Genomic DNA, 18,522 nt, shown 5'->3' on the forward strand with positions numbered 1-18,522 from the left:
GTGACGCGCTCATGGGCCGCTGGGGTCTCATGCATCCCCGCCAGAGATGCGGTTCGCCGAGCTCACCGCATCCTACGGCCCCGCTCCATCCGTAGGATGGGCTGAGCTGTGCGAAGCCCATCGTGACGGGCTCATGGGCCGCTGGGGTCTCATGCATCCCCGTCAGTGATGCGGCTCGCCGAGCTCACCGCATCCTACGGTCCCGCTCCATCCGTAGGATGGGCTGAGCTGTGCGAAGCCCATCGTGACGGGCTCATGGGCCGCTGGGGTCTCATGCATCCCGGTCGGCGATGCGGTTCGCCGAGCTCACCGCATCCTACGGTCCCGCTCCGTCTGTAGGATGGGCTGAGCCGTGCGAAGCCCATCGTGACCGGCTCCGGACGAGGGGGGCTTCGGGATTCCTGGGCACGCGAATGGAAGCCCACCCCACGCGCCGTGAAAACGTCGGAACCCTCACCCCCGCTGCCTCACTAACAGGAGAACAAGGGGGGATTCGATGGACTACCTCGACCTGCTGCAATGGCCGGCCATGCTGGTCACCGTGGCCGCCGCCTGGCTGATCGGCTCGAAGACACCCGCCCGGCGACACATCGGTTTCTGGGTCTTCCTGGCCAGCAACGCCCTGTGGATCGCCTGGGGCCTGCACGCCCACGCCTGGGCGCTGATCGTCCTGCAACTGTGCCTGGCGGCAATGAACCTGCGCGGCGCGAAAAAGGCCGACGAAACCAGCGGCTAGTGACTGGCCATGCCGGGCAATGCCAAGGCCAGCACCCGACCGTAGCCCGGACTTCAGTCCGGGAACACCCGGCACCGCTCCCGGGCTGAAGCCCGGGCTACGGAACGGGCAGCGATGAACCTGCGCGGAGGGCTAGCGGCTGGCCGTGTCGCGTGACGGCGCGGCGAGCACCAGAATCGCCAGGACCACCGCCCAAATGCCCAGCCCCTGGGACAGCCCCAGCGGCTCCCCCAGCAGCCCGGCCGCCAGCGCCACTGCCGTTAGCGGGGCCACCGCCGTGAAGGTGGCCGCCTCCCCGCCGCTGACCCGCGACGAGCCGGCGTACCAGAGCAGGAAGCCCGCCGCCGTCGGCACCCAGGCGTACCACGCCAGCGCCCCCAGGGATGCCGGTGCAGGCCAGGCCAACGGTCCCTCCAGCAGGGCCGCCGGCGCCGACACCAGCAGCCCGAGGACGACCATGGCCGTGGCCTGCTGCACCGCGCCCAGCGGCTGGCGCATGCGCTTGTTGAGCAGGATGAATGCGCTCTCGCACAGCACCGCGCCGAACACGCAGAGCATCCCGAACCCGCTGCCCGGCCCGCTGGCCTTCCAGGCCACCGCCATCACCCCCAGGGTCGCCAAGGCCACGCTGGCCACCTGCCGCAGCCCCGGCCGCTCTCCCAGTACCAGCACCGAGAACAGCGCGGACACCGCCGGCAAGGTGCCGATGATCACCCCCGCATCCGCCGCCGGCAGGTGGGCCAGGCCCATCACCAGCAGCACCGTGTAGCCCACGCTGCCGGCGGCGGCCTGGAGCACCAGCAACACGCGGTCCCCCGCCCCCAGGCGCGGCCACGCTGCGCCCTGGCGCCGCAGCAGCCACAGCATCACCGGCAGGGCCAGGGCGAAGCGCAGCGCGGTGGCCTGGAACGGCGGCACGCTGCCCGCCAGGACCTTGGAAGCGATGACCGTGGTGCCCACCGTCATCATCGCCAGTGACAGCAGCAGATAGCCTTGCGCACGTCTCGACACCCCAACCTCCCGAATAGCGTCTCGCTGGATTGCGAGGCCCCATTCAGGCGCATCCGCCGCCCCGGTTCTTGAACGAAATTGATCTGCCAGGGCCCGTGCCAACCCTGGCTATACTGCGGCCTCGCACACGACCGGGAGCCGCGCATGGCCGGCGGGACGCACACCGAAGCCTTCGACATCCAGCCCAGCCGCCTGGCCGGCGTGCTGGCCGTGGAAGCCACCTCGCAACGTGCCTTCGGCCGTCACACCCACGACGGCTTCGGCATCGGCGTCATCCTCCAGGGCGCCCAGGACTCCGCCAGCGGCCGCGGCGAGGTGCGCGCCGAACCGGGCAGCCTGATCTCGGTGAACCCCAACGAAGTGCACGACGGCCGCCCCGTGGCGGACGGCCCGCGCAGCTGGCGCATGCTGTATTTCGACAGCGCCCTGATCGCCCGCGCGGCCGGGCTGCTCGACCAGAGCCCCGGCGTCGAGCTGGCCCACCCGGTGCTGCCCTGCAGCGCCACGCGACAGGCCTTCCTCACCTTGCACGCGGCCCTCACCGGGCCGGCCGACGAGCCCTGGTGGGAGGTGGCCGAGCAGGAGCTGCTGCAGGTGCTGGGGGCGCTGCTGGAGGTGCGTCGCGGCGACCCGCCGCGCCTGCCCACGGGCGCCGTGGCCCGGGCCATCCGGCGCCTGGACGAAGCGCCGGAAGAGGGGGTCAGCCTCGGCGAGCTGGCGCGGGATGCCGGCGTCAGCCCCCATCACTTCCTGCGCGCCTTCAAGGCCGCCACCGCCCTGCCGCCCCACGCCTATCGCCTGCAACGCCAGTTGCAGAAAGCCCATCGCCAGTTGCTGGCGGGCGAGGCGCCGGTGCAGGCCGCCCTCGCCTGCGGTTTCGCCGACCAGAGCCACCTCAACCGCCATTTCACCCGTGCCTACGGCTACACCCCCGGTGTGCTGGCACGGGCGCTGCGCCGCTAGACGCTGCCCTCGCGCTCCACCACCAGGATGCGCGCCGCCCCACGGGGGAGGGCCACGTGCTCGCAACCGGGGCCGGCGTGGAACAGGTCGCCCACGCCCAGCAGCACCGCGTGCTCCTCGCCGCCCTCGCGGTAGCGCATCTCCACCTCGCCATCGAGCACCACGAAGACTTCGCTGCCGTCGTTGACGTGCCAGATGTACGGCTGGTCGGTCCAGTGCAGGCGCACCGTGGTGCCGTCGAGGTTGGCGATGTCCAGCGCGCCCCAGGCACGTTCGGCGGTGAAGTCGCGGCTGCGCACCACGCGCTGGCTCATGCGCGGCTCCCCAGGGACGCGGCGGCCACCGGCGCTTTCGGCTTGCGGAACACCAGCAGGTTGCCGGCCATCACCAGCACCAGGCCGAGCAGCGCCGGGGCGGTCCAGGCATAGCCCTCGGCGAAGGCCGAGATGTTCAGCGCCACCACCGGGAACAGCACCGTGCAGTAGGCCGCGCGCTCCGGCCCCATGCGCCCCACCAGGGTCAGGTAGGCGGTGAAGCCGATCACCGAGCCGGGGATCGCCAGGTACAGCAGCGAGCCGACGTAGCGGGTATTCCATTCCATGGCGAAGGGCGTGCCGCTGGCCAGGCACCCCAGGGTCAGCAGCGAGGCGCCGTAGAACATGCCCCAGGCGTTGGTGGTCAGCGGCCGGTAGCCGGCCTTCTGCTGCAGGCTGGAAAGCATGTTGCCGGCGGAGAAGCACAGCGTGCCCAACAGCGCCAGGCCGAGGCCCAGCCAGGTTTCGCGGCTGGCCTGGTGGCCGGCCAGCTCCGGCCAGAACAGCAGCGCCAGCCCGGCCAGGCCCAGGGCACCACCGGCCAGCACGTTGGCAGCGATGCGCTGGCCGAAGAACACCCGCGCATTCAGCGCGTTCCACAGGGTGGCGGTGGAGAACACCACGGCGATCAGCCCGCTGGGAATCCACTGGCTGGCGGTGTAGAAGCACATGAAATTGACGCAGAACAGGCACAGCCCCTGGGCCAGGCAGATCGCCTGCGCGCGGCCGTCGAGCTTCTGCAGGCGACGGCTGAGCAGCAGGATGGCGAACAGCACCACGGCCGCCAGGGCGAAGCGGTAGGCGATGGACACGGGGATGGCCACCTCGCCCATCTGCAGCTTGATGGCGATCCAGGTGGTGCCCCAGATGAGCACGGTGAGCAGGTACAGCGAGAGGTTCATGGCGGTCTTCCGGTGGTGCGTCGAGTGGCCAGTCTCCCGCGCAGCCCGTCGCCCGGCTTGCAAAAACTTGCGCTTATCCACCGCGCCCCGCTGCCTCGCACGGCACGCCCGCGCTAGCATGGCGTTCGTCCCACGGAGGCTTTGTCCATGTCGCCACTGCTGCACCACCAGGTCTTCCAGTCGATGGCCAGTTCGCCCAACGCCCGCCTGGAGCGTTGCACCGAGCTGGGCGACGGCCTGGCCGCCGCGCAGTGGAGCAACCACCACGACGCCCGCGACTACGAAGGGCCGAGCCACCACACCCTGTCCTGCTACCTGGCCGGCGGCACCGGCACCTTCCGCCGCGAACGCCCCGACACCAAGGGCGCACCGGGCAAGCTGTGCATCATGCCGGCGGGGCACGACTCGTCCTGGGTGGTCAACGGCGAGATCCGCCTCGCCCACGTGTACATCCCGCCGGAGCAGTTCGCCCACGCCGCCGTCACCCTGCTGGACCGCGAACCTCGCGAGCTGGAGATGCGCGAAGCGACCTTCCTCGACGACCCCGAGCAGGTCCTGCGCTTCCAGCGCCTGGTCCAGCTGGACTGGCACGAACCGGGGGAGCGCCTGCTCACCACCAGCCTCGCCCACGCGATGCTCAACCACGCCCTGCTCACCCAGGTGGGGCTGCGCCAGGGCCCGCAGCTCAAGGGCGGCCTCGCCCCGGCCCTGCGCAAGCGGCTGATGGCCTATATCGAAGAGCACCTGGCCGAGCCCTTGAGCCTGGGCGAGCTGGCGGCCTTCTCGGCGCTCTCGGAGTACCACTTCGCGCGGATGTTCCGCGAAAGCTTCGGCCTGCCGCCGCACCAGTACGTCCTCGCCCGCCGCCTGGCCCACGCCCGCCACCTGCTGGCCCGCACCACCCTGCCCCTGGGCGACGTCGCCCTCGCCTGCGGCTTCTCCAGCGCCAGCCACTTCAGCAACCGCTTCCGCCGCGCACTCGGCGGCACACCGGGCGAATACCGCGCGGCCATGAGCTGACCCCCCGTAGCCCGGGCTTCAGCCCGGGAGCGGCCCCCCCCGCCAACCCCGGACTGAAGTCCGGGCTACGGCTGCAAGCGCCATCGCGGTTGAAACCGCTCCCACGCGGGCTCCGCGACACCCTCTGGAAGGATGAGGCCTCGCTGCGGATAGCCCAGCGCATTGCGCAACGCCCCTCGGCACAAATAGAATGCGAAGCATTCCTATTTAATCGCTTTCCGAATCTTCCCGGAGCCTTCCTTGACCCACAGCCCGGCAGCCCCCGAGCAGGCGTTGCACAAGCTCTACAGCGACCACAGCGGCTGGCTCCGGCACTGGCTGCAACGCAAGCTCGGCTGCCCGCAGAGTGCTGCCGACCTGGCCCAGGACACCTTCCTCAAGGTGCTGCTGGGGCGCGAGGCGCATCGCATCCTCGAACCCCGGGCCTTCCTCACCACCCTCGCCAAGCGCGTGCTGGCCAACCACTACCGCCGCCAGGACATCGAGCGCGCCTACCTGCTGGCCCTCGCCGCGCTGCCGGAGGACGAGGCCCCCAGCGAGGAAGCACGCGCCATCATCCTGGAGACCCTGGTGGAGCTGGACCGCCTGCTGGACGGCCTGCCGCCCCAGGCCAAGAAGGTCTTCCTGCTGGCCCAGGTGGACGGCTGCACCTACGCCGAGATCGCCGAACAGCTCGGCCTCTCCCTCTCCAGCGTCAAGCGCTACATGGCCAAGGCCGCCGAGCGCTGCTACTTCGCGGAGTGCCTCTGATGGCCCTGCGCAAGAGCGGCGAGCCGCGCATCGCCCCCGCCGTCGCCGCCCAGGCGGTGCAATGGCTGGTGGAGCTGCAGGACGGCACGCCCTCACGCCAGCGCGAGGAGGACTGGCAACGCTGGCGCGCCGCCGACCCGGAGCACGAGCGCGCCTGGCAGCGCATCGAATCGGTCAACCGGGGCCTGCGCGGGTTGAACACCCCCACCGCCCTCGCCGCGCTGGATGCCCCGGCCTCACGCGGCCGTCGAGAGGCCCTGAAGCTGCTCACCCTGCTGGTGATCGCCGGTGGTGGCGCCCTGGCGGTGCGGGACAGCGAGCCGCTGCTGGCCCTGCGCGCTGACCAGAGCACCGCCGTGGGCGAGCGCCGCCACCTGACCCTGGACGATGGCTCGACCCTGTCGCTGAACACCGACAGCGCGCTGGACATCCGCTTCGACGCCCGCCAGCGCCTGCTGCACCTGCGCCAGGGCGAAATGCTGGTGAACGCGGTGGACGAGGCGCGCCCGCTGCGGGTGGAAACGCCCCAGGGGCTGGTCCTGCTCAACAGCGGTCGCCTCGCCGTACGCCTGCAGGACAGCCGCAGCCAGGTCAGCCTGTTCGCCGGCGATGCCCAGGTGTTCAGCCATGGCCAGCGCCTGGCGTTGCACCCCGGCCAGCGCCTGGACCTGGACGCCCGTGGCAGCGGGGCGGCCCAGGCGGTGGACGAGAACAGCGTGGCCTGGATCAACGGCATGCTGGTGGCCAGTTCCATGCGCCTGGGCGACTTCCTCGCCGAACTCGGCCGCTACCGCCACGGGCGCATCGGTTGCGACCCGGCCATCGCCGACCTGCGCCTCTCCGGCACCTACCCGCTGGACCACACCGACCGCATCCTCGCCCTGCTGCCGCGCACCCTGCCGGTGGAGGTGCGCAGCGTCACCCGCTACTGGATCAGCGTGCACCCCAGGGCCGCCTCCTGAGCCGCGCATCGGCCCTGTGAAAAAATTTCCATCGACCTGAACCTTTTTCCCGGCCTCGCGTGACAGGGAAGGCAGAACCCCCTTCCCTCTCTTGACGAGTGCCGCCATGAACGCCGACCCGACCCTCCGCCGCTTCACCCGCACGCCCCTGGCCCGCGCCCTGCAACCGCTGCTGCTGGGCCTGAGCCTGGCCGCCGCCGGGCTGCCCACCGTCGCCAGCGCCCAGGATGCGGTGATCGGTGCCGACCAGCGCCAGGCCTTCGACATCCCGGCCGGCGCCCTGGAGCCCGCGCTCAACCGCTTCGGCCGCGAAGCCGGCGTGCTGCTGGCCTTCAGCCCGGAAATGACCCAGGGCCGCAGCACCCAGGGCCTGAAGGGCGAGTTCGGCGTGGCCGAGGGCCTCGACCGCCTACTGGCGGGCAGCGGCCTGCGTGCCGAAGCCAGCGACGGCGGCTTCAGCCTGCGCAATGCCGACGACAGCCTGGCCCTGGAGATCGACCGCCAGGTGGTGGTCGGCTCCCGCGCACCGGTGAGCATCAGCGAGCTGCCGGGCACGGTGTGGGTGATCGACAGCCACCAGCTGCAGGAGCAGACCAAGGGCGGCGTGCCCCTCAAGGAAGCCCTCGGCCAACTGATCCCGGGCCTGGACATCGGTCCCCAGGGCCGCACCAACTACGGCCAGAACATGCGCGGCCGCAGCGCCCTGGTGATGATCGACGGCGTCTCGCTGAACAGCTCCCGGGGCATCAGCCGCCAGTTCGACTCCATCGACCCGTTCAACATCGAGCGCATCGAAGTGCTCTCCGGCGCCAGTGCCGTGTACGGCGGCGGCGCCACCGGCGGCATCATCAACATCGTCACCAAGCGCGCCGAAGCGGGCGAGGCGCGCTTCACCAGCGAAATCGGCGTGCGCAGCGGCTTCGAGACCCATCAGGACCACGACTGGCGCGTGGCCCAGTCGGTCAGCGGCGGCAGCGAGCAGGTCAAGGGCCGCGTCTCGGTCGCCTACCAGAAGAACGGCGCCGCCTACGACGGCAACGGCGACCAGGTGATGCTCGACATCACCCAGACCGACCTGCAGTACAACCAGGCGGTGGACGTGATGGGCAGCCTGGACTTCGCCTTCGACAACGGCCAGACCCTGAACCTGGGCATGCAGTGGTACGACTCCGGCTACGACGGCAAGAAGGGCGTGAACCTGGGGCGCGACTTCCAGGGCCTGCGCGGCCAGTCCCCCTTCGAGGTGCAAGGCGGCGCCAGCTTCGACCGCGAACCGCACACCGAGCGCCAGCAGTTCAACGCCACCTGGCACGTGCCGGAGGTGCTGGGCCACGACTTCTACCTGCAGGCCTACTACCGCAGCGAGGAGATGGCCTTCCAGCCCTATCCCAGCGTGGCGTTCACCAGTGGTGCCCTCGATACCGCGCGCTCCTACTATTCCGCGTCGCAGCAGGACACCGACTATTACGGACTGAAAGCGGTCCTGGTCAAAGACTGGGAACGCTTCAACCTCACCTACGGCGCTGACCTCGAAAGAGAGAGCTTCGACTCCGACCAGGCCATGTTCGACCTGACCAAGGCCGCAGCAACCGGTGGCCTTGTGGCGGACGAGATCGCCAAGATCGGCCGCTATCCCGGCATCGACACCGATAGCGCCTCCCTCTTCGCCCAGGGCAACTGGAAGGCCACCGCCGACCTGACCCTGTCCGCCGGCATCCGCCACCAGCGCATCGAGAACGAGATCGGCGACTTCATTCAGGCGGAGCAACAGATCGATATCGTCCGCAACCCGGGTAGGACCGCAGACGCTGTACCGGGCGGCTCCAAGGACTACCAGGTCGATCTCTACAACGCGGGAGCCGTCTACAAGCTGAGCAAGGCGCAGCAGGTCTGGGCCAACTACTCCGAGGGCTTCGAGCTGCCCGACCCGGCCAAGTATTACGGCCGCGGCAACTACGTGCGCAACGGCACCCACTGGGAATTGCGGCAGGGTGTGAACGTCAAGAACTCCGCCCTCGACGGCATCAAGACCAAGCAGGTGGAACTCGGCTGGCGCCACTACGCCGACGGCCTGGACGCCCAGCTGGCGGCCTTCTACGCCTGGTCGGACAAGAGCATCACCTACAACCGCACCACCCTGCTGGTGGAGCAGCTGAGCAACAAGAAGCGCAACTACGGCCTCGAAGGCCAGGCCACCTACTGGCTGGACGACAACTGGCAGATCGGCGCCAGCGCCCTGGCCATCCGCTCCCAGCAGAAGATCGCGGACCGTTGGCAGAAGCAGGACGTCACCGCCGCCAGCCCGTCCAAGCTCACCGCCTTCGCCGGCTGGCAGGACGGCGAGACCAGCCTGCGCCTGCAGGCCGTGCGCAGCTTCAACCTCAGCGATGACGGCAACGTCCTGGCCAACGGCACCTTCGACGGCAACGACCACAAGATCGACGGCTACACCACCTTCGACCTGCTGGGCAGCCAGGCCCTGCCGGTGGGCACGCTGAACTTCGGCATCCAGAACCTGCTGGACAAGGACTACACCACCGTCTGGGGCCAGCGCGCCCAGGTGTTCTACGGCACCAACGCCACCGCCGACCTGTTCGACTACCACGGCCGTGGCCGCACCTACAGCCTGAGCTACAGCGTCGAGTTCTGAGCCGCCTGGCCCCGTACCCGGGCTGAAGCCCGGGCTACATCGCCCCTCGGTGCGCAGGGTGGACCGCGTTTCATCGGTCGACCCTGTGGGCTCACGGCGAACGCCCCTGGTGGATGGAAAAAGCGCCATCCACCCTACGCCCAGGGACGCGATGTGCCGGGCGTGAGCGGATTCATTCGCGATGGATGTGGCACGGAGATTTCGCGGTTGAAACCACCCCACGGAAAAGCCGTACCGGGGCGGTAGGGTAGGCCGGGCGGCGTTCCGCTTCAGCCCACCGCCGGACCGCCGACCACACCGTTGGTGGATGGAAAGAGCGCCATCCACCCCGCGCAGCGACAACCTCTGCGTGGGCCAAGCATCTGCCCACCGCGCCATCCCTGTAGGGGCGACTTCAGTCGCCCGGCGGGCCGCAGGCCCGCCAGCGGCAGACCATCAAAGCAGCGCCAGCACCCCACTCCCCAACGGCAGAAGGACGGCTGCAAGCAGCACCCAACGACCACGCCAGGCCAGCAGGGCCGCCACCAGCAGGCCGGCGAGCATCACCTGGCAGAGCCAGAGGATGGTGCCGATCTCGCCGCCCTGGTCACTCACCGCCAGCACCAGGCCGACGCCGAAAGCGAGCACCGCGACGCCGCGCAGCAGGCGCGCCCGCGCCTGGGACAGCGCCCCCTGGAACAGCGCCTTGTGGTGGCGGGCCATGGCCAGGCTCAGCGCCGTCATGGCCAGGTAGCAGAACGCGAATCCAAGCAACATCACGCGCGCTCCCCTGTCTGCTGCCGATACGGCTCGGAAGCCCGGCGCTCGCTTGCCGTGCGCCAGGCCAGCGCCGCGCAGAGCAGCCCGCAGCCGAGCAGGCTCAGGTCGATGCCCGCCAGCGCCCAGTCGCCGCGGCCGACGGTGGCCAGCAGGCTGGCCTGGTCACCGGTGAAGGCATTGAGCAGCGGCAGCCCGAGGGCCAGCAGGGCGAAGACGGCGAGCAGGTCGCGCGCCACCCGGCCGCTGTTGCGTCGCAGCACCGCCCAGACCGCTACCAGCAGCCAGGCACCGACGAAGACGCTGGCCTCCGCGCTGGCACGCTCGGCCAGGTCGGCAGGAATCAGGCGATTGCCGCAGAGCAGCGCCAGGCTGGCGATGGGCAGGCCACCGATCACCGCACCGTTCAGCGCACGCACCAGGCCGATGCCCCGGCTGCCGCGTGCCTCGCGCTTGGCCAGCCACACCTGCAGGCCGCCCACCACCATGGCGCAGCCCATCAGCCCCAGGAGCAGGTACAGGGCGCGGACGATCTGCCCGCCGAACTGGGCCATGTGCAGGTTGCTGAGCCAGGTGTAGCTGCGATAACCGGCCAGGTAGGGCTTCTGCTCGTGCAGCAGCTCGCCGCTGCCGGCGTCGTAGGAGAGGGTCCACTGGAAGCCCGCCACCCGCCGTGCATCGCTGCGGCGGATGTCCACCACGGCGGCCTCGTCAGCGGGGTGGTGGACGCTGATCCAACCCGGCTCGCCGCCGCCCCAGCGCTGTCGCGCATCCGCCAGCAGGCCATCGAGGGACGCCGGCGGCGGGGCGGGGCGCTGCACCGCTTCGCGTTCGTAGCGGCCCAGCACGTCACCGAAGAAGGCCTTGGCGTCGCCGCCATAGGCGCGCTGGATACCGGCCGGCATGTAGTAGACGACGAAGATGACCAGCCCGGTGTAGGCGATCAGCAGGTGGAACGGCAGCCCGAGCACGCCGAACAGGTTGTGGGCGTCGAGCCAGGCGCGCTGACCGTTGGCCTTGGGCCGCAGGGTGAAGAAGTCCTTGAAGAAGCGCCGGTGGATGATGATGCCGCTGACCAGCGCCACCAGCATGAACAGGCCGGCCAGACCGACGATGTACAGCCCGACCATGCCGGCGTGGAGGTCGTAGTGCAGGGTGAACCAGAAGCGACCGCCGAGGGTGTCCGGCAGCACCTCGCCCGTGGCCGGGTCGAGGGCGAAGCGGCGGATCTCGCTTTCGTCCGCCGGCTCGTAGCCGGCCCACCAGAACGGCTCGCGCTCGCTCGGCGGGCGCATCCAGAGGGCATGGGCATCAGGGGCCTGGGCCAGCAGCAGTTCGCGCACCCGGTCGAGGGAGAGTGCCTGTTCGCCCGGCGCCTGCAGCGTGGGGCGCATCCAGCGCTCCAGTTCCTTGTCGAAGCAGGCGAGGCTGCCGCCGAAGAGGATGACGAACAGCAGCCAGGACGGCAGCAGGCCGCCCCAGGTGTGCAGGCCGGCCATGGATTGTCGCAGGCTCATGGACGCACTCCGTAGTCACCGGGCAGGTAGGCCGCGAGGGCCAGCAGCAGGGCCAGACTCGCCAGCACCAGCCAGGCACGCCAGGCCGAGCGGGCACCAAAGGCATAGAGGATCGCCGCCGTGTACACCGCGAAGCAGCCCAGGCTAGCGAAGGTGACACGGTCGGCACGGGCCAGCGGCAGGTGGACGGTGAGGAAGGCGGTGGCCAGGTAGGCCACCGCGTATCCACCGATCACTGCCGCCAGCACGCGCGAGGCGACGGCCCGGCGCGTGGAGGAGGTGGCGTTGCTCACGTCGTTCCTTTCATGGGGTTACCAGTTGTAGGTGGCGCTGGCGGTCAGGGTGCGACCGTAGCCGTAGTAGCAGGCCTGGGCGTCGCAGGAGCTGGCGTACTCCTTGTCCGCGAGGTTGCTGGCGTTGAGGGCCAGGCGCAGGCCGTCGAGCTGGTAGTGGATGCTGGTGTCGAACAGGGTGTAGCCACCGGTTTCCACTTCAAGCACGCGGGGGCCGTACAGCCCGAAGAAGGGGTTCTGCCCGGTGAAGGAGGTCTCGCCGATGTAGCGTGCGCCACCCCCGACGCCGAAGCCCGCCAGGGGGCCGCCCTGGAGGGTGTAGTCCAGCCACAGGCCGGCCTGCTCGCGGGGCACGAATTGCAGGCGCGCGCCCTCTTCCCAGGCGTTGACGCTCTTCTGGATGCGCGCATTGGTGCGGCTGTAGCTGGCGGTCAGGTCGAGGCCGTCGGCCAGGTTGGCCAGGGCCTCGATCTCCAGGCCCTTGCTGCGCACCTCGCCGACCTGGCGACGCTCGTTGGGGTTGTTGGGGTTAGTGCTGACGACGTTCTGCTTGGTGATGTCGAACAGCGCCAGGCTGACGAAGCTGCGGGCGCCCTCGGGCTGGAACTTGATGCCCACCTCGTACTGCTTGCCGGTTTCCGGGTCGAAGGGCCGGCCGCTGAGCGGGTCGCTGGAGGTGCTGGGGTTGAAGGATTCGCTGTAGCTGACATAGGGCGCCAGGCCGTTGTCGGCGACGTAGACCAGGCCGACACGGCCCGTGAAGGCTTCGTCGTCACGGCTGGTGCGCGAGCCGTTGAGGTTGCTCTCGGTCTCGCTACGGGCGAGGTCGTAGCGCCCCCCCAGCAGCAGGTGCCAATGGTCGTCGAAGGCGATCTGGTCCTGGGCGTAGAAACCGGTCTGGCGCCGGGTGATGTCGTTGTCGGCATCCTTGGCCGGCCACGGCACCGTCTGGCCATACACCGGGTTGAGCAGGTTCAGGCTGGGTGCACTGCCGAAGCGGCTGATCTCGTGGGCCGAGACGCGGCGCCAGTCCAGGCCCATCAGCAGGGTATGGGCCAGCGGGCCGGTGTCGAAGTTCACCTGGGCCTGGTTGTCCACCGTCCAGCCGTCGAACTGCTCGTCCTTGTCGTTGGCGGTGCGCGACAGGGTGGTACCGGCGAAGGAGACGCCGCTGTTGTTGAGGTAGCGGTAGTCGAAGTTCATCCGCTCGTAGCGCAGGTTCTGCCGCAAGGTCCAGCTGTCGTTCAGGCGGTGGGACAACTCGTAGCCGAAGGAGGTGTAGGCGCGGTAGAAGCGGTTGAAGCCCGGTTCCCCCTCGTAGAAGTCGTCGTCGCGGTTGGCCGGCAGGCGGAAGGCGCTCATCAGCACCGGGGAGAAGCGGCGGCTGAAGGCGAAGTCGCCCTCGTCCTTCTGGTACATGCCGAACAGCGTCAGCTCGGTGTCGTCGCTGGGGCGCCAGGTGAGGGTCGGGGCCAGGGCCTGGCGCTGGTTGCCGGTCTTGTCCACCTGGCCATTGGCGTCATTGCCGAGGAAGGTGACGCGGTAGAGCAGTTGGCCCTGGTCATCGAGGGGGCCGCCGAAATCCCCGGCCAGCTCGCCCAGGTCATCACTGCCGGCGCGCACGCGCACTTCGTGCAGCGGGGTGTCCGGGGCGCGCTTGCTCACCAGGTTGACGATGCCGCCGGGCTCGCTCTGGCCATAGAGCACCGAAGCCGGGCCACGCAGCACTTCCACGCGCTCCAGCAGGTAGGCGTCGGGGCGGGCCAGGCCGTAGGTGCTGCGGTTGAGCATCAGGCCATCACGGTAGGTGGAGCCCTTGGCGTCGAAGCCGCGCAGGCTCATCCAGTCGTAGCGCGGGTCGTAGCCGTAGGGGGTGCTGACGCTGGGGCTGTAGCGCAGGGCCTCCTCCACCGTGGCGACGCCGCGGGCCTGCATCTGCTCGCGGCTGATCACGGTGATGGACTGCGGGGTTTCGAGGATCGAGGCGTCGGTCTTGGTGCCGGTGCGGGTGCGTTTGGCCACATAGCCGCCCACCGGGCCGACGGCGGTGTCGCCCACGGAGCTGCCGGTGATGTTCAGGCTGTCCAGCTCCAGTTGCCCGTCGTCGGACGGGGCCGACTCCAGGCGATAGCCGCCATCGGCCATCTGGTGGGCACGCAGGCCGGAGCCGGCCAGCAGTTGGGCGAAACCCTGCTCCACCGGATAGCGCCCCTGCAGGCCAGAACTGCGCCGGCCTGCGGTCAGCGCCGGATCGAAGCTCAGCAGTACGCCGGCCTGGCGGGCGAAGGCATTGAGGGCGCTGTCCAGCGAACCGGCGGGGACCCGGTACTCCTGGGCGACCGGGGCAGCGAGCGCCAGGGTGGGCAATGCCGCCAGCGGCAGGCTGAGGCTGAGCAGGGCAGCGCGCACGGCGCGGGCAAGGGATTCCGGGGAGCGTTGAACGGCCATGTTGGGTCCTTCGAAAGCCATGAAGAATGGGGATGCGAAGGGAGGCCGAACGAGTTCGGAAAACCTGCAGAACTTCATGAGAATTATTTTCAGCCAGCTAGGTACTCAGGCGCTGGCAGGGGCCAGGGTCACCCACCAGCGGGTGCGGTACACCACCTGGACCGGCAAGGTGCGGGCCACGGCGGCCAGGGCACGCTCGCTGTCGTCCAGGGGAAACACCCCGGAGATGCGCAACCCGGCCACCGCCGGGTCGCAGCGCAGCACGCCGTGGCGCTGGCGGTCGAATTCGGCGACGAACTCGTCCAGGCGCATGTCCCTGGCCACCAGTACGCCGTCCAGCCAGCCGGCGCGGTCCGCCTCGGCACGCTGGGGCTCGGCCATGCCGTGGGCGTCGAACTGGCTCTGCCAGCCCTCCTTCAGGACCCGGGCACTGCCTTCTCGGGGGCTGACTTCGACCGCGCCGGCGTACACGGCGAGCTGGATGCGGTCCGGCCGCTGGCGCACCAGGAACCGGGTGCCCAGGGCCCGCAGCATGCCGGCCCCGGTATCCACCAGGAACGGACGGCGGGAGGGGTCGGCGGCGGTTTCGACGAGGATCTCGCCCTGGTAAAGGCGCAGCAGGCGACGGTCGGCGTCGTAGTCGATGTCCACGGCGCTGCCGGCGTTCAGGTGCAGCCGACCACCGTCCGGCAGGCCAACGGAACGGCGCTCACCGGTGCCGGTGCGCAGGTTGGCCAGCCAGGGCTGGAAGGCGGACGGCCCCTGGACGCCCAGCACGCCGGCGCCACCAGCGGCCAGCAGGATCGCCAGGGCCTTGAGCGCCCGACGGCGCTGCGGGTCATGCCGGGCGCCCTCCAGCGCTGCGTGGCCAAGGGCTGCGGGGATGCCGGCGAAGCGCCCACCCAGGGCCTCCAGCCGCTGCCACGCCAGTTCATGCTCGGGATGCGCGCTCCGCCACTGCTGGCAGGCCGTGAAGGCTTCGGCCGCGCAGGTACCGGAAGCCAGGCGCACGCGCCAGGCGATGGCCTGCTCCACCACCTGGGGGTCGAGTGCGCTCATGAATAGACCGCCTTGTAGCAATGGGTCAGGGCCTGGGTCATGTACTGCTGGATGGAACTCACCGACAGCCCCAGGCGCGCGGCGATCTGCGGGTAGGTCAGGCCATCGAGCTGGGACAGCAGGAAGGCTTCGCGCACGCGGGGCTTGAGGCCATCCAGCAGGCGGTCGATCTCCAGCAGGGTTTCCAGGATCAGTTCGCGGGACTCGGGCGAAGGCGCCTCGTGCTCCGGCAGGCTGGCCAGCGCCTCCAGGTAGGCGCGCTCCAGGCTGGCGCGGCGGTAATGGTCCACCAGCAAGCCCCGGGCGATGGTGGCGAGGAAGGCGCGCGGCTCACGGACCTCGCGGGACTCGCGCTGTTGCAGCACCCGCACGAAGGTGTCCTGGGCCAGGTCGGCGGCGTTGTGCGGACAGCCTAGGCGTTGCCGCAGCCAGCCCAGCAGCCAGCTGTGGTGACCGCGGTAGAGCTCGGTGATGGGGGAGGTAGGTTGCAGCGACACGGCTGACCTCGGCGGGCGTCCAACGCAAATGCGAAATAATTGCAGTTGCGAATGCTGTCACGCCGCCCTTCCCCAGCGCAAGTGCCGCCGGGCCGCGCGACCCGAGGTTTGCCGTTTGCGACAGACGTCGTGAAACCGGCTTTCCGTTCGTCCAATCGGTTCGAACTTTGCAAAGGCCACCCCAGTCAATCGATCCAGTGCATCAACCAGGTGGCTCACCATGTACAACCCCTTCCAGATCCTGACCGATGCCTTCCAGGCCGATTACCGGGTCAACCTCAGCCTGGAACGGCTCGACGGCAACATCATGCTCACCCTCGCCGACGACAGCGGCGTGGTGGCGCGGCGGATGATCAGCCCCGCCCAGCGCAACGACCCGAAGCGCCTGCAGCGGGTGATCGAGAGCATCCGCTTCGGCATCGCCATTGAAAAAGGCGGCAACGTCAGCGAAATGCTCACCGCCATGACCAGCGGCAAGCCCCTGCCACCGCTGGCCCGCCCACGGGTGGGCAGCACCGGCGGCAGCCTGGGCGTGGGTTACTGAGGCCGATCAGGACTCGTCGTCCAGGGTCCGCGAATCCAGCAGTTGCCGGCGCGGGTGGGTGGTTTCGCTGGCCACCGCCGGGAAGCGCGACGAGGCATAGCGCACCACCAGGATCGACAGCGCCAGCAGCAGGATCGCACCGCAGACGTACACCAGGCTCTCGTCCGGCCGGTTGTGGTGCGAAACGTCGGAGATCAGCAGGCGCGTCAGTGCCGTGATGGCCACGTAGATCAGGAAGCGCACCGGCATGTGGTTGGTCTTGAAGTAGATCCCCACCATCGCCCCCAGCTCCAGGTAGATGAACAGCAGCAGGATGTCATCCACCGTGATGTGCCCCTTCTCCACCATCCCCAGGAACGCCACCACCGCCGCCCAGGCGGTGATCCCGCCGATGGCGAACAGCGCCAGGTAGTGGAATGCCTCCACCAGCAGGTTGCCCAGCGACTCGGCCAGGCCGTGCATGTTTTCGCGCAAGGCTTCCGCCCATTTGATCTTCACGTCATTACTCCCCGGTACGTCTGGTTGGCCTAGCGTGGCGCCTGTGCATGACGGTTCGTCCATGCACGAGCGAGGCCACGGCAGCGGATGAGATGCCAAGGTGCGACGTTGCGCCACGGGACAGGTTGTCGCAGGTCGGCAAGCACGAAGCCGAAGGCTGGGCTATGAAAGAAATCGTTGACGAAAGAGAACGCCCCAAATACTGTACGCACATACAGTATTTCCATATTGACGCTTGCAAAGGTGAGAGGTGATGAATGGCCGTCGAAGTGGTGTACCGCAGCAGCCGCGATCCGGAGCGCCTGTTCATGGATAAGGCCGAAGCGGATCGTTACGACAAGATGCTGGAGCTGGCCGAATCCCTGGCCGGTGTGCTGCACAAGGCCGTGCCCTCCCTCAGCGAGCAGCAGGTCGAAGACCTCGGCATCTACATGGCCCGCAACCGCGACATCTTCGCCCGCGCCTTCAAGAACCAACCCGACGCCCTGGCCGAACTGGAGTCTGCCGAGGCGCAGTGACCGATTCCCCCGCTTGCAGGCGATGCCCGTCCTGCACCGAGCCCGCTGCCCCGGCGGGCTTTTTTTATTCCGCGCCGGCACCTTGCGCCGTTTGTTCAAGCCCCGGTGACCACCGGCCGCCACGCTGGAAGCCCCTCGACCAAGGAGCTTCCGCCATGCGATTCCTGCTTGCCCGCCTCTACGCCCCCGGTTTTCTCTTCGGCTTCCTCGCCCTGGCTCTGTGGATAAGCGAGCGCCTGCCGCTAACCGGGCTGCTGGCCCTGGTGCCGGCGGCCATCGCCGTCTCCTTCATCGCGGAAGCCTGGCTGCCCTACGAGCGGGACTGGAACCGCAGCCACCGCGATCGCCTGCGCGATGCCTTGCACGCCGTGGTCAACGAAGGGCTCAACTGCCTCGGCATCCTGGTGATCCCCCTGAGCGCGGCGCTGCTGCCGGAGGCCGGGCTCTGGCCCCATCACTGGCCGCTGGCGTTGCAACTGCTGGTTGCCATCGTCGTCGCGGACCTGGGCATCACCCTCATGCACTACGCCAGCCACCGTGTCGGCGCTCTCTGGCGCCTGCACGCCGTGCACCACAGCGTGAAGCGCATGTACGGCTTCAACGGCCTGATGAAGCACCCGCTGCACCTGGGCTGCGAAGCCCTGGCCGGCACCCTGCCGCTGTTGCTGCTGGGCATGCCGGAGCGGGTCGCCGCCCTCCTCGCCCTGGCCATCACCCTCCAGCTGCTGCTCCAGCACAGCAACGTCGACATGCGCATCGGCGCCCTGCGCCACCTGTTCGCCTGGGCACCGGTGCACCGCTTCCACCACATGAAGTACGGCCGCGCCGGCGACGTGAACTTCGCCCTGTTCCTCAGCGTCTGGGACAGGCTGCTCGGCACCGCCTTCCACAGCGACTACCCCATGCGCGGCGACGACCTGGGCATCGGCAGCCGCCCCGACTACCCCGACGCCTACCTCGCGCAACTGGCCGAACCCTTCCGCGAAAGCACAGGCGAACACCCCGCACCGGAGGTGCCGCAGGAATTGATGCGTTCGTAGACAGCCGAACTCCACGTAGGAGCCTGTAGGGGCTGTAGGGGCGA

Annotated in this window: 19 protein-coding genes; 9 read left to right on the forward strand and 10 right to left on the reverse strand. The window is 69.3% G+C overall.

Annotated features, from left to right (window positions below; translation table 11 throughout):
- Positions 1 to 496 precede the first annotated feature (496 nt).
- Positions 497 to 736, forward strand: a complete 240-nt coding sequence (locus RTK35_RS24490; protein ID WP_316909217.1) for a hypothetical protein — start codon at positions 497 to 499, stop codon at positions 734 to 736.
- A gap of 132 nt (positions 737 to 868) precedes the next feature.
- Here the strand turns inward: RTK35_RS24490 and RTK35_RS24495 are convergent, their stop codons facing one another.
- The gene (locus tag RTK35_RS24495; protein WP_316909218.1) at positions 869 to 1,747 is read right to left on the reverse strand and encodes a DMT family transporter; all 879 of its coding nucleotides are present in this window, start codon (positions 1,745 to 1,747) and stop codon (positions 869 to 871) included.
- Positions 1,748 to 1,891: 144 nt separating this feature from the next.
- Here RTK35_RS24495 and RTK35_RS24500 point away from each other — a divergent pair, with 144 nt between their 5' ends.
- Positions 1,892 to 2,710, forward strand: a complete 819-nt coding sequence (locus RTK35_RS24500) for an AraC family transcriptional regulator (protein WP_316909219.1) — start codon at positions 1,892 to 1,894, stop codon at positions 2,708 to 2,710.
- On the opposite strand, the gene RTK35_RS24505 is transcribed toward RTK35_RS24500, so the two are convergent.
- On the reverse strand, positions 2,707 to 3,024 hold the full coding sequence (locus RTK35_RS24505) for a cupin (RefSeq protein WP_316909220.1): 318 nt from the start codon (positions 3,022 to 3,024) through the stop codon (positions 2,707 to 2,709). The two genes, RTK35_RS24500 and RTK35_RS24505, sit on opposite strands and share 4 nt — an antisense overlap.
- A complete protein-coding gene (locus RTK35_RS24510; RefSeq protein ID WP_316909221.1) occupies positions 3,021 to 3,926 on the reverse strand; it encodes a DMT family transporter in 906 nt (301 codons plus the stop codon). The genes RTK35_RS24505 and RTK35_RS24510 overlap by 4 nt, the downstream gene beginning before the upstream one ends.
- A gap of 147 nt (positions 3,927 to 4,073) precedes the next feature.
- Here RTK35_RS24510 and RTK35_RS24515 point away from each other — a divergent pair, with 147 nt between their 5' ends.
- The 4 genes from RTK35_RS24515 (at position 4,074) to RTK35_RS24530 (ending at position 9,308) form a co-directional block, all read left to right on the forward strand.
- The gene (locus RTK35_RS24515) at positions 4,074 to 4,946 is read left to right on the forward strand and encodes an AraC family transcriptional regulator (RefSeq protein WP_316909222.1); all 873 of its coding nucleotides are present in this window, start codon (positions 4,074 to 4,076) and stop codon (positions 4,944 to 4,946) included.
- Positions 4,947 to 5,186: 240 nt separating this feature from the next.
- A complete protein-coding gene (locus RTK35_RS24520) occupies positions 5,187 to 5,696 on the forward strand; it encodes a sigma-70 family RNA polymerase sigma factor (protein ID WP_044404380.1) in 510 nt (169 codons plus the stop codon).
- Positions 5,696 to 6,658 carry a FecR domain-containing protein gene (locus RTK35_RS24525; RefSeq protein ID WP_142014763.1) on the forward strand — a complete coding sequence of 321 codons (963 nt, stop codon included), beginning with the start codon at positions 5,696 to 5,698 and terminating at the stop codon, positions 6,656 to 6,658. Before RTK35_RS24520 ends, RTK35_RS24525 begins: the two co-directional genes overlap by 1 nt.
- Before the next feature lie 106 nt (positions 6,659 to 6,764).
- Positions 6,765 to 9,308, forward strand: a complete 2,544-nt coding sequence (locus RTK35_RS24530) for a TonB-dependent receptor (protein ID WP_316909223.1) — start codon at positions 6,765 to 6,767, stop codon at positions 9,306 to 9,308.
- A 435-nt stretch (positions 9,309 to 9,743) separates the two neighbouring features.
- Here the strand turns inward: RTK35_RS24530 and RTK35_RS24535 are convergent, their stop codons facing one another.
- The 6 genes from RTK35_RS24535 to RTK35_RS24560 all read right to left on the reverse strand — a co-directional run bounded on the left by RTK35_RS24535 (position 9,744) and on the right by RTK35_RS24560 (position 15,872).
- Positions 9,744 to 10,064 carry a DUF3325 domain-containing protein gene (locus tag RTK35_RS24535; protein WP_263011338.1) on the reverse strand — a complete coding sequence of 107 codons (321 nt, stop codon included), beginning with the start codon at positions 10,062 to 10,064 and terminating at the stop codon, positions 9,744 to 9,746.
- Positions 10,064 to 11,581, reverse strand: a complete 1,518-nt coding sequence (locus RTK35_RS24540) for a PepSY-associated TM helix domain-containing protein (RefSeq protein ID WP_316909224.1) — start codon at positions 11,579 to 11,581, stop codon at positions 10,064 to 10,066. Before RTK35_RS24540 ends, RTK35_RS24535 begins: the two co-directional genes overlap by 1 nt.
- Positions 11,578 to 11,874: a DUF3649 domain-containing protein gene (locus tag RTK35_RS24545; RefSeq protein WP_232104226.1), complete on the reverse strand. Its 297-nt coding sequence runs from the start codon at positions 11,872 to 11,874 to the stop codon at positions 11,578 to 11,580. The genes RTK35_RS24540 and RTK35_RS24545 overlap by 4 nt, the downstream gene beginning before the upstream one ends.
- 18 nt (positions 11,875 to 11,892) lie before the next feature.
- Positions 11,893 to 14,322: a TonB-dependent siderophore receptor gene (locus RTK35_RS24550; RefSeq protein ID WP_316909225.1), complete on the reverse strand. Its 2,430-nt coding sequence runs from the start codon at positions 14,320 to 14,322 to the stop codon at positions 11,893 to 11,895.
- 105 nt (positions 14,323 to 14,427) lie between these two features.
- Positions 14,428 to 15,381, reverse strand: a complete 954-nt coding sequence (locus tag RTK35_RS24555) for a FecR domain-containing protein (protein ID WP_182850938.1) — start codon at positions 15,379 to 15,381, stop codon at positions 14,428 to 14,430.
- On the reverse strand, positions 15,378 to 15,872 hold the full coding sequence (locus tag RTK35_RS24560; protein ID WP_044404423.1) for a sigma-70 family RNA polymerase sigma factor: 495 nt from the start codon (positions 15,870 to 15,872) through the stop codon (positions 15,378 to 15,380). Before RTK35_RS24560 ends, RTK35_RS24555 begins: the two co-directional genes overlap by 4 nt.
- Before the next feature lie 226 nt (positions 15,873 to 16,098).
- Here RTK35_RS24560 and RTK35_RS24565 point away from each other — a divergent pair, with 226 nt between their 5' ends.
- Complete coding sequence (locus tag RTK35_RS24565; RefSeq protein WP_142014750.1) at positions 16,099 to 16,422, forward strand: DUF3509 domain-containing protein; 324 nt, start codon at positions 16,099 to 16,101, stop codon at positions 16,420 to 16,422.
- 6 nt (positions 16,423 to 16,428) lie between these two features.
- Here RTK35_RS24565 and RTK35_RS24570 read toward each other — a convergent pair whose 3' ends face one another.
- Positions 16,429 to 16,920, reverse strand: a complete 492-nt coding sequence (locus RTK35_RS24570; protein WP_074970753.1) for a phosphate-starvation-inducible protein PsiE — start codon at positions 16,918 to 16,920, stop codon at positions 16,429 to 16,431.
- Between the two features lie 257 nt (positions 16,921 to 17,177).
- On the opposite strand from RTK35_RS24570, the gene RTK35_RS24575 reads away from it, so the two are divergent.
- Together RTK35_RS24575 and RTK35_RS24580 are read left to right on the forward strand one after the other, a co-directional pair.
- A complete protein-coding gene (locus RTK35_RS24575) occupies positions 17,178 to 17,438 on the forward strand; it encodes a YebG family protein (RefSeq protein WP_069559413.1) in 261 nt (86 codons plus the stop codon).
- Between the two features lie 155 nt (positions 17,439 to 17,593).
- Entirely contained in the window at positions 17,594 to 18,478 is an 885-nt protein-coding gene (locus tag RTK35_RS24580) for a sterol desaturase family protein (protein WP_236215470.1), read from the forward strand.
- Positions 18,479 to 18,522 lie beyond the last annotated feature (44 nt).

The organism is Pseudomonas sp. zfem003, assembly GCF_032621675.1.
GTDB lineage: Bacteria > Pseudomonadota > Gammaproteobacteria > Pseudomonadales > Pseudomonadaceae > Metapseudomonas > Metapseudomonas otitidis.

Excerpts from the sequence above, each read along its gene's own strand:
- RTK35_RS24490 (WP_316909217.1), top strand. The coding sequence starts at position 497 with ATGGACTACCTCGACCTGCTGCAATGGCCGGCCATGCTGGTCACCGTG.
- RTK35_RS24500 (WP_316909219.1), top strand. The coding sequence starts at position 1,892 with ATGGCCGGCGGGACGCACACCGAAGCCTTCGACATCCAGCCCAGCCGC.
- RTK35_RS24565 (WP_142014750.1), top strand. The coding sequence starts at position 16,099 with ATGTACAACCCCTTCCAGATCCTGACCGATGCCTTCCAGGCCGATTAC.
- RTK35_RS24515 (WP_316909222.1), top strand. The coding sequence starts at position 4,074 with ATGTCGCCACTGCTGCACCACCAGGTCTTCCAGTCGATGGCCAGTTCG.
- RTK35_RS24505 (WP_316909220.1), bottom strand. The coding sequence starts at position 3,024 with ATGAGCCAGCGCGTGGTGCGCAGCCGCGACTTCACCGCCGAACGTGCC.
- RTK35_RS24550 (WP_316909225.1), bottom strand. The coding sequence starts at position 14,322 with ATGGCCGTTCAACGCTCCCCGGAATCCCTTGCCCGCGCCGTGCGCGCT.
- RTK35_RS24535 (WP_263011338.1), bottom strand. The coding sequence starts at position 10,064 with ATGTTGCTTGGATTCGCGTTCTGCTACCTGGCCATGACGGCGCTGAGC.
- RTK35_RS24530 (WP_316909223.1), top strand. The coding sequence starts at position 6,765 with ATGAACGCCGACCCGACCCTCCGCCGCTTCACCCGCACGCCCCTGGCC.
- RTK35_RS24525 (WP_142014763.1), top strand. The coding sequence starts at position 5,696 with ATGGCCCTGCGCAAGAGCGGCGAGCCGCGCATCGCCCCCGCCGTCGCC.
- RTK35_RS24540 (WP_316909224.1), bottom strand. The coding sequence starts at position 11,581 with ATGAGCCTGCGACAATCCATGGCCGGCCTGCACACCTGGGGCGGCCTG.
- RTK35_RS24575 (WP_069559413.1), top strand. The coding sequence starts at position 17,178 with ATGGCCGTCGAAGTGGTGTACCGCAGCAGCCGCGATCCGGAGCGCCTG.
- RTK35_RS24555 (WP_182850938.1), bottom strand. The coding sequence starts at position 15,381 with ATGAGCGCACTCGACCCCCAGGTGGTGGAGCAGGCCATCGCCTGGCGC.
- RTK35_RS24510 (WP_316909221.1), bottom strand. The coding sequence starts at position 3,926 with ATGAACCTCTCGCTGTACCTGCTCACCGTGCTCATCTGGGGCACCACC.
- RTK35_RS24580 (WP_236215470.1), top strand. The coding sequence starts at position 17,594 with ATGCGATTCCTGCTTGCCCGCCTCTACGCCCCCGGTTTTCTCTTCGGC.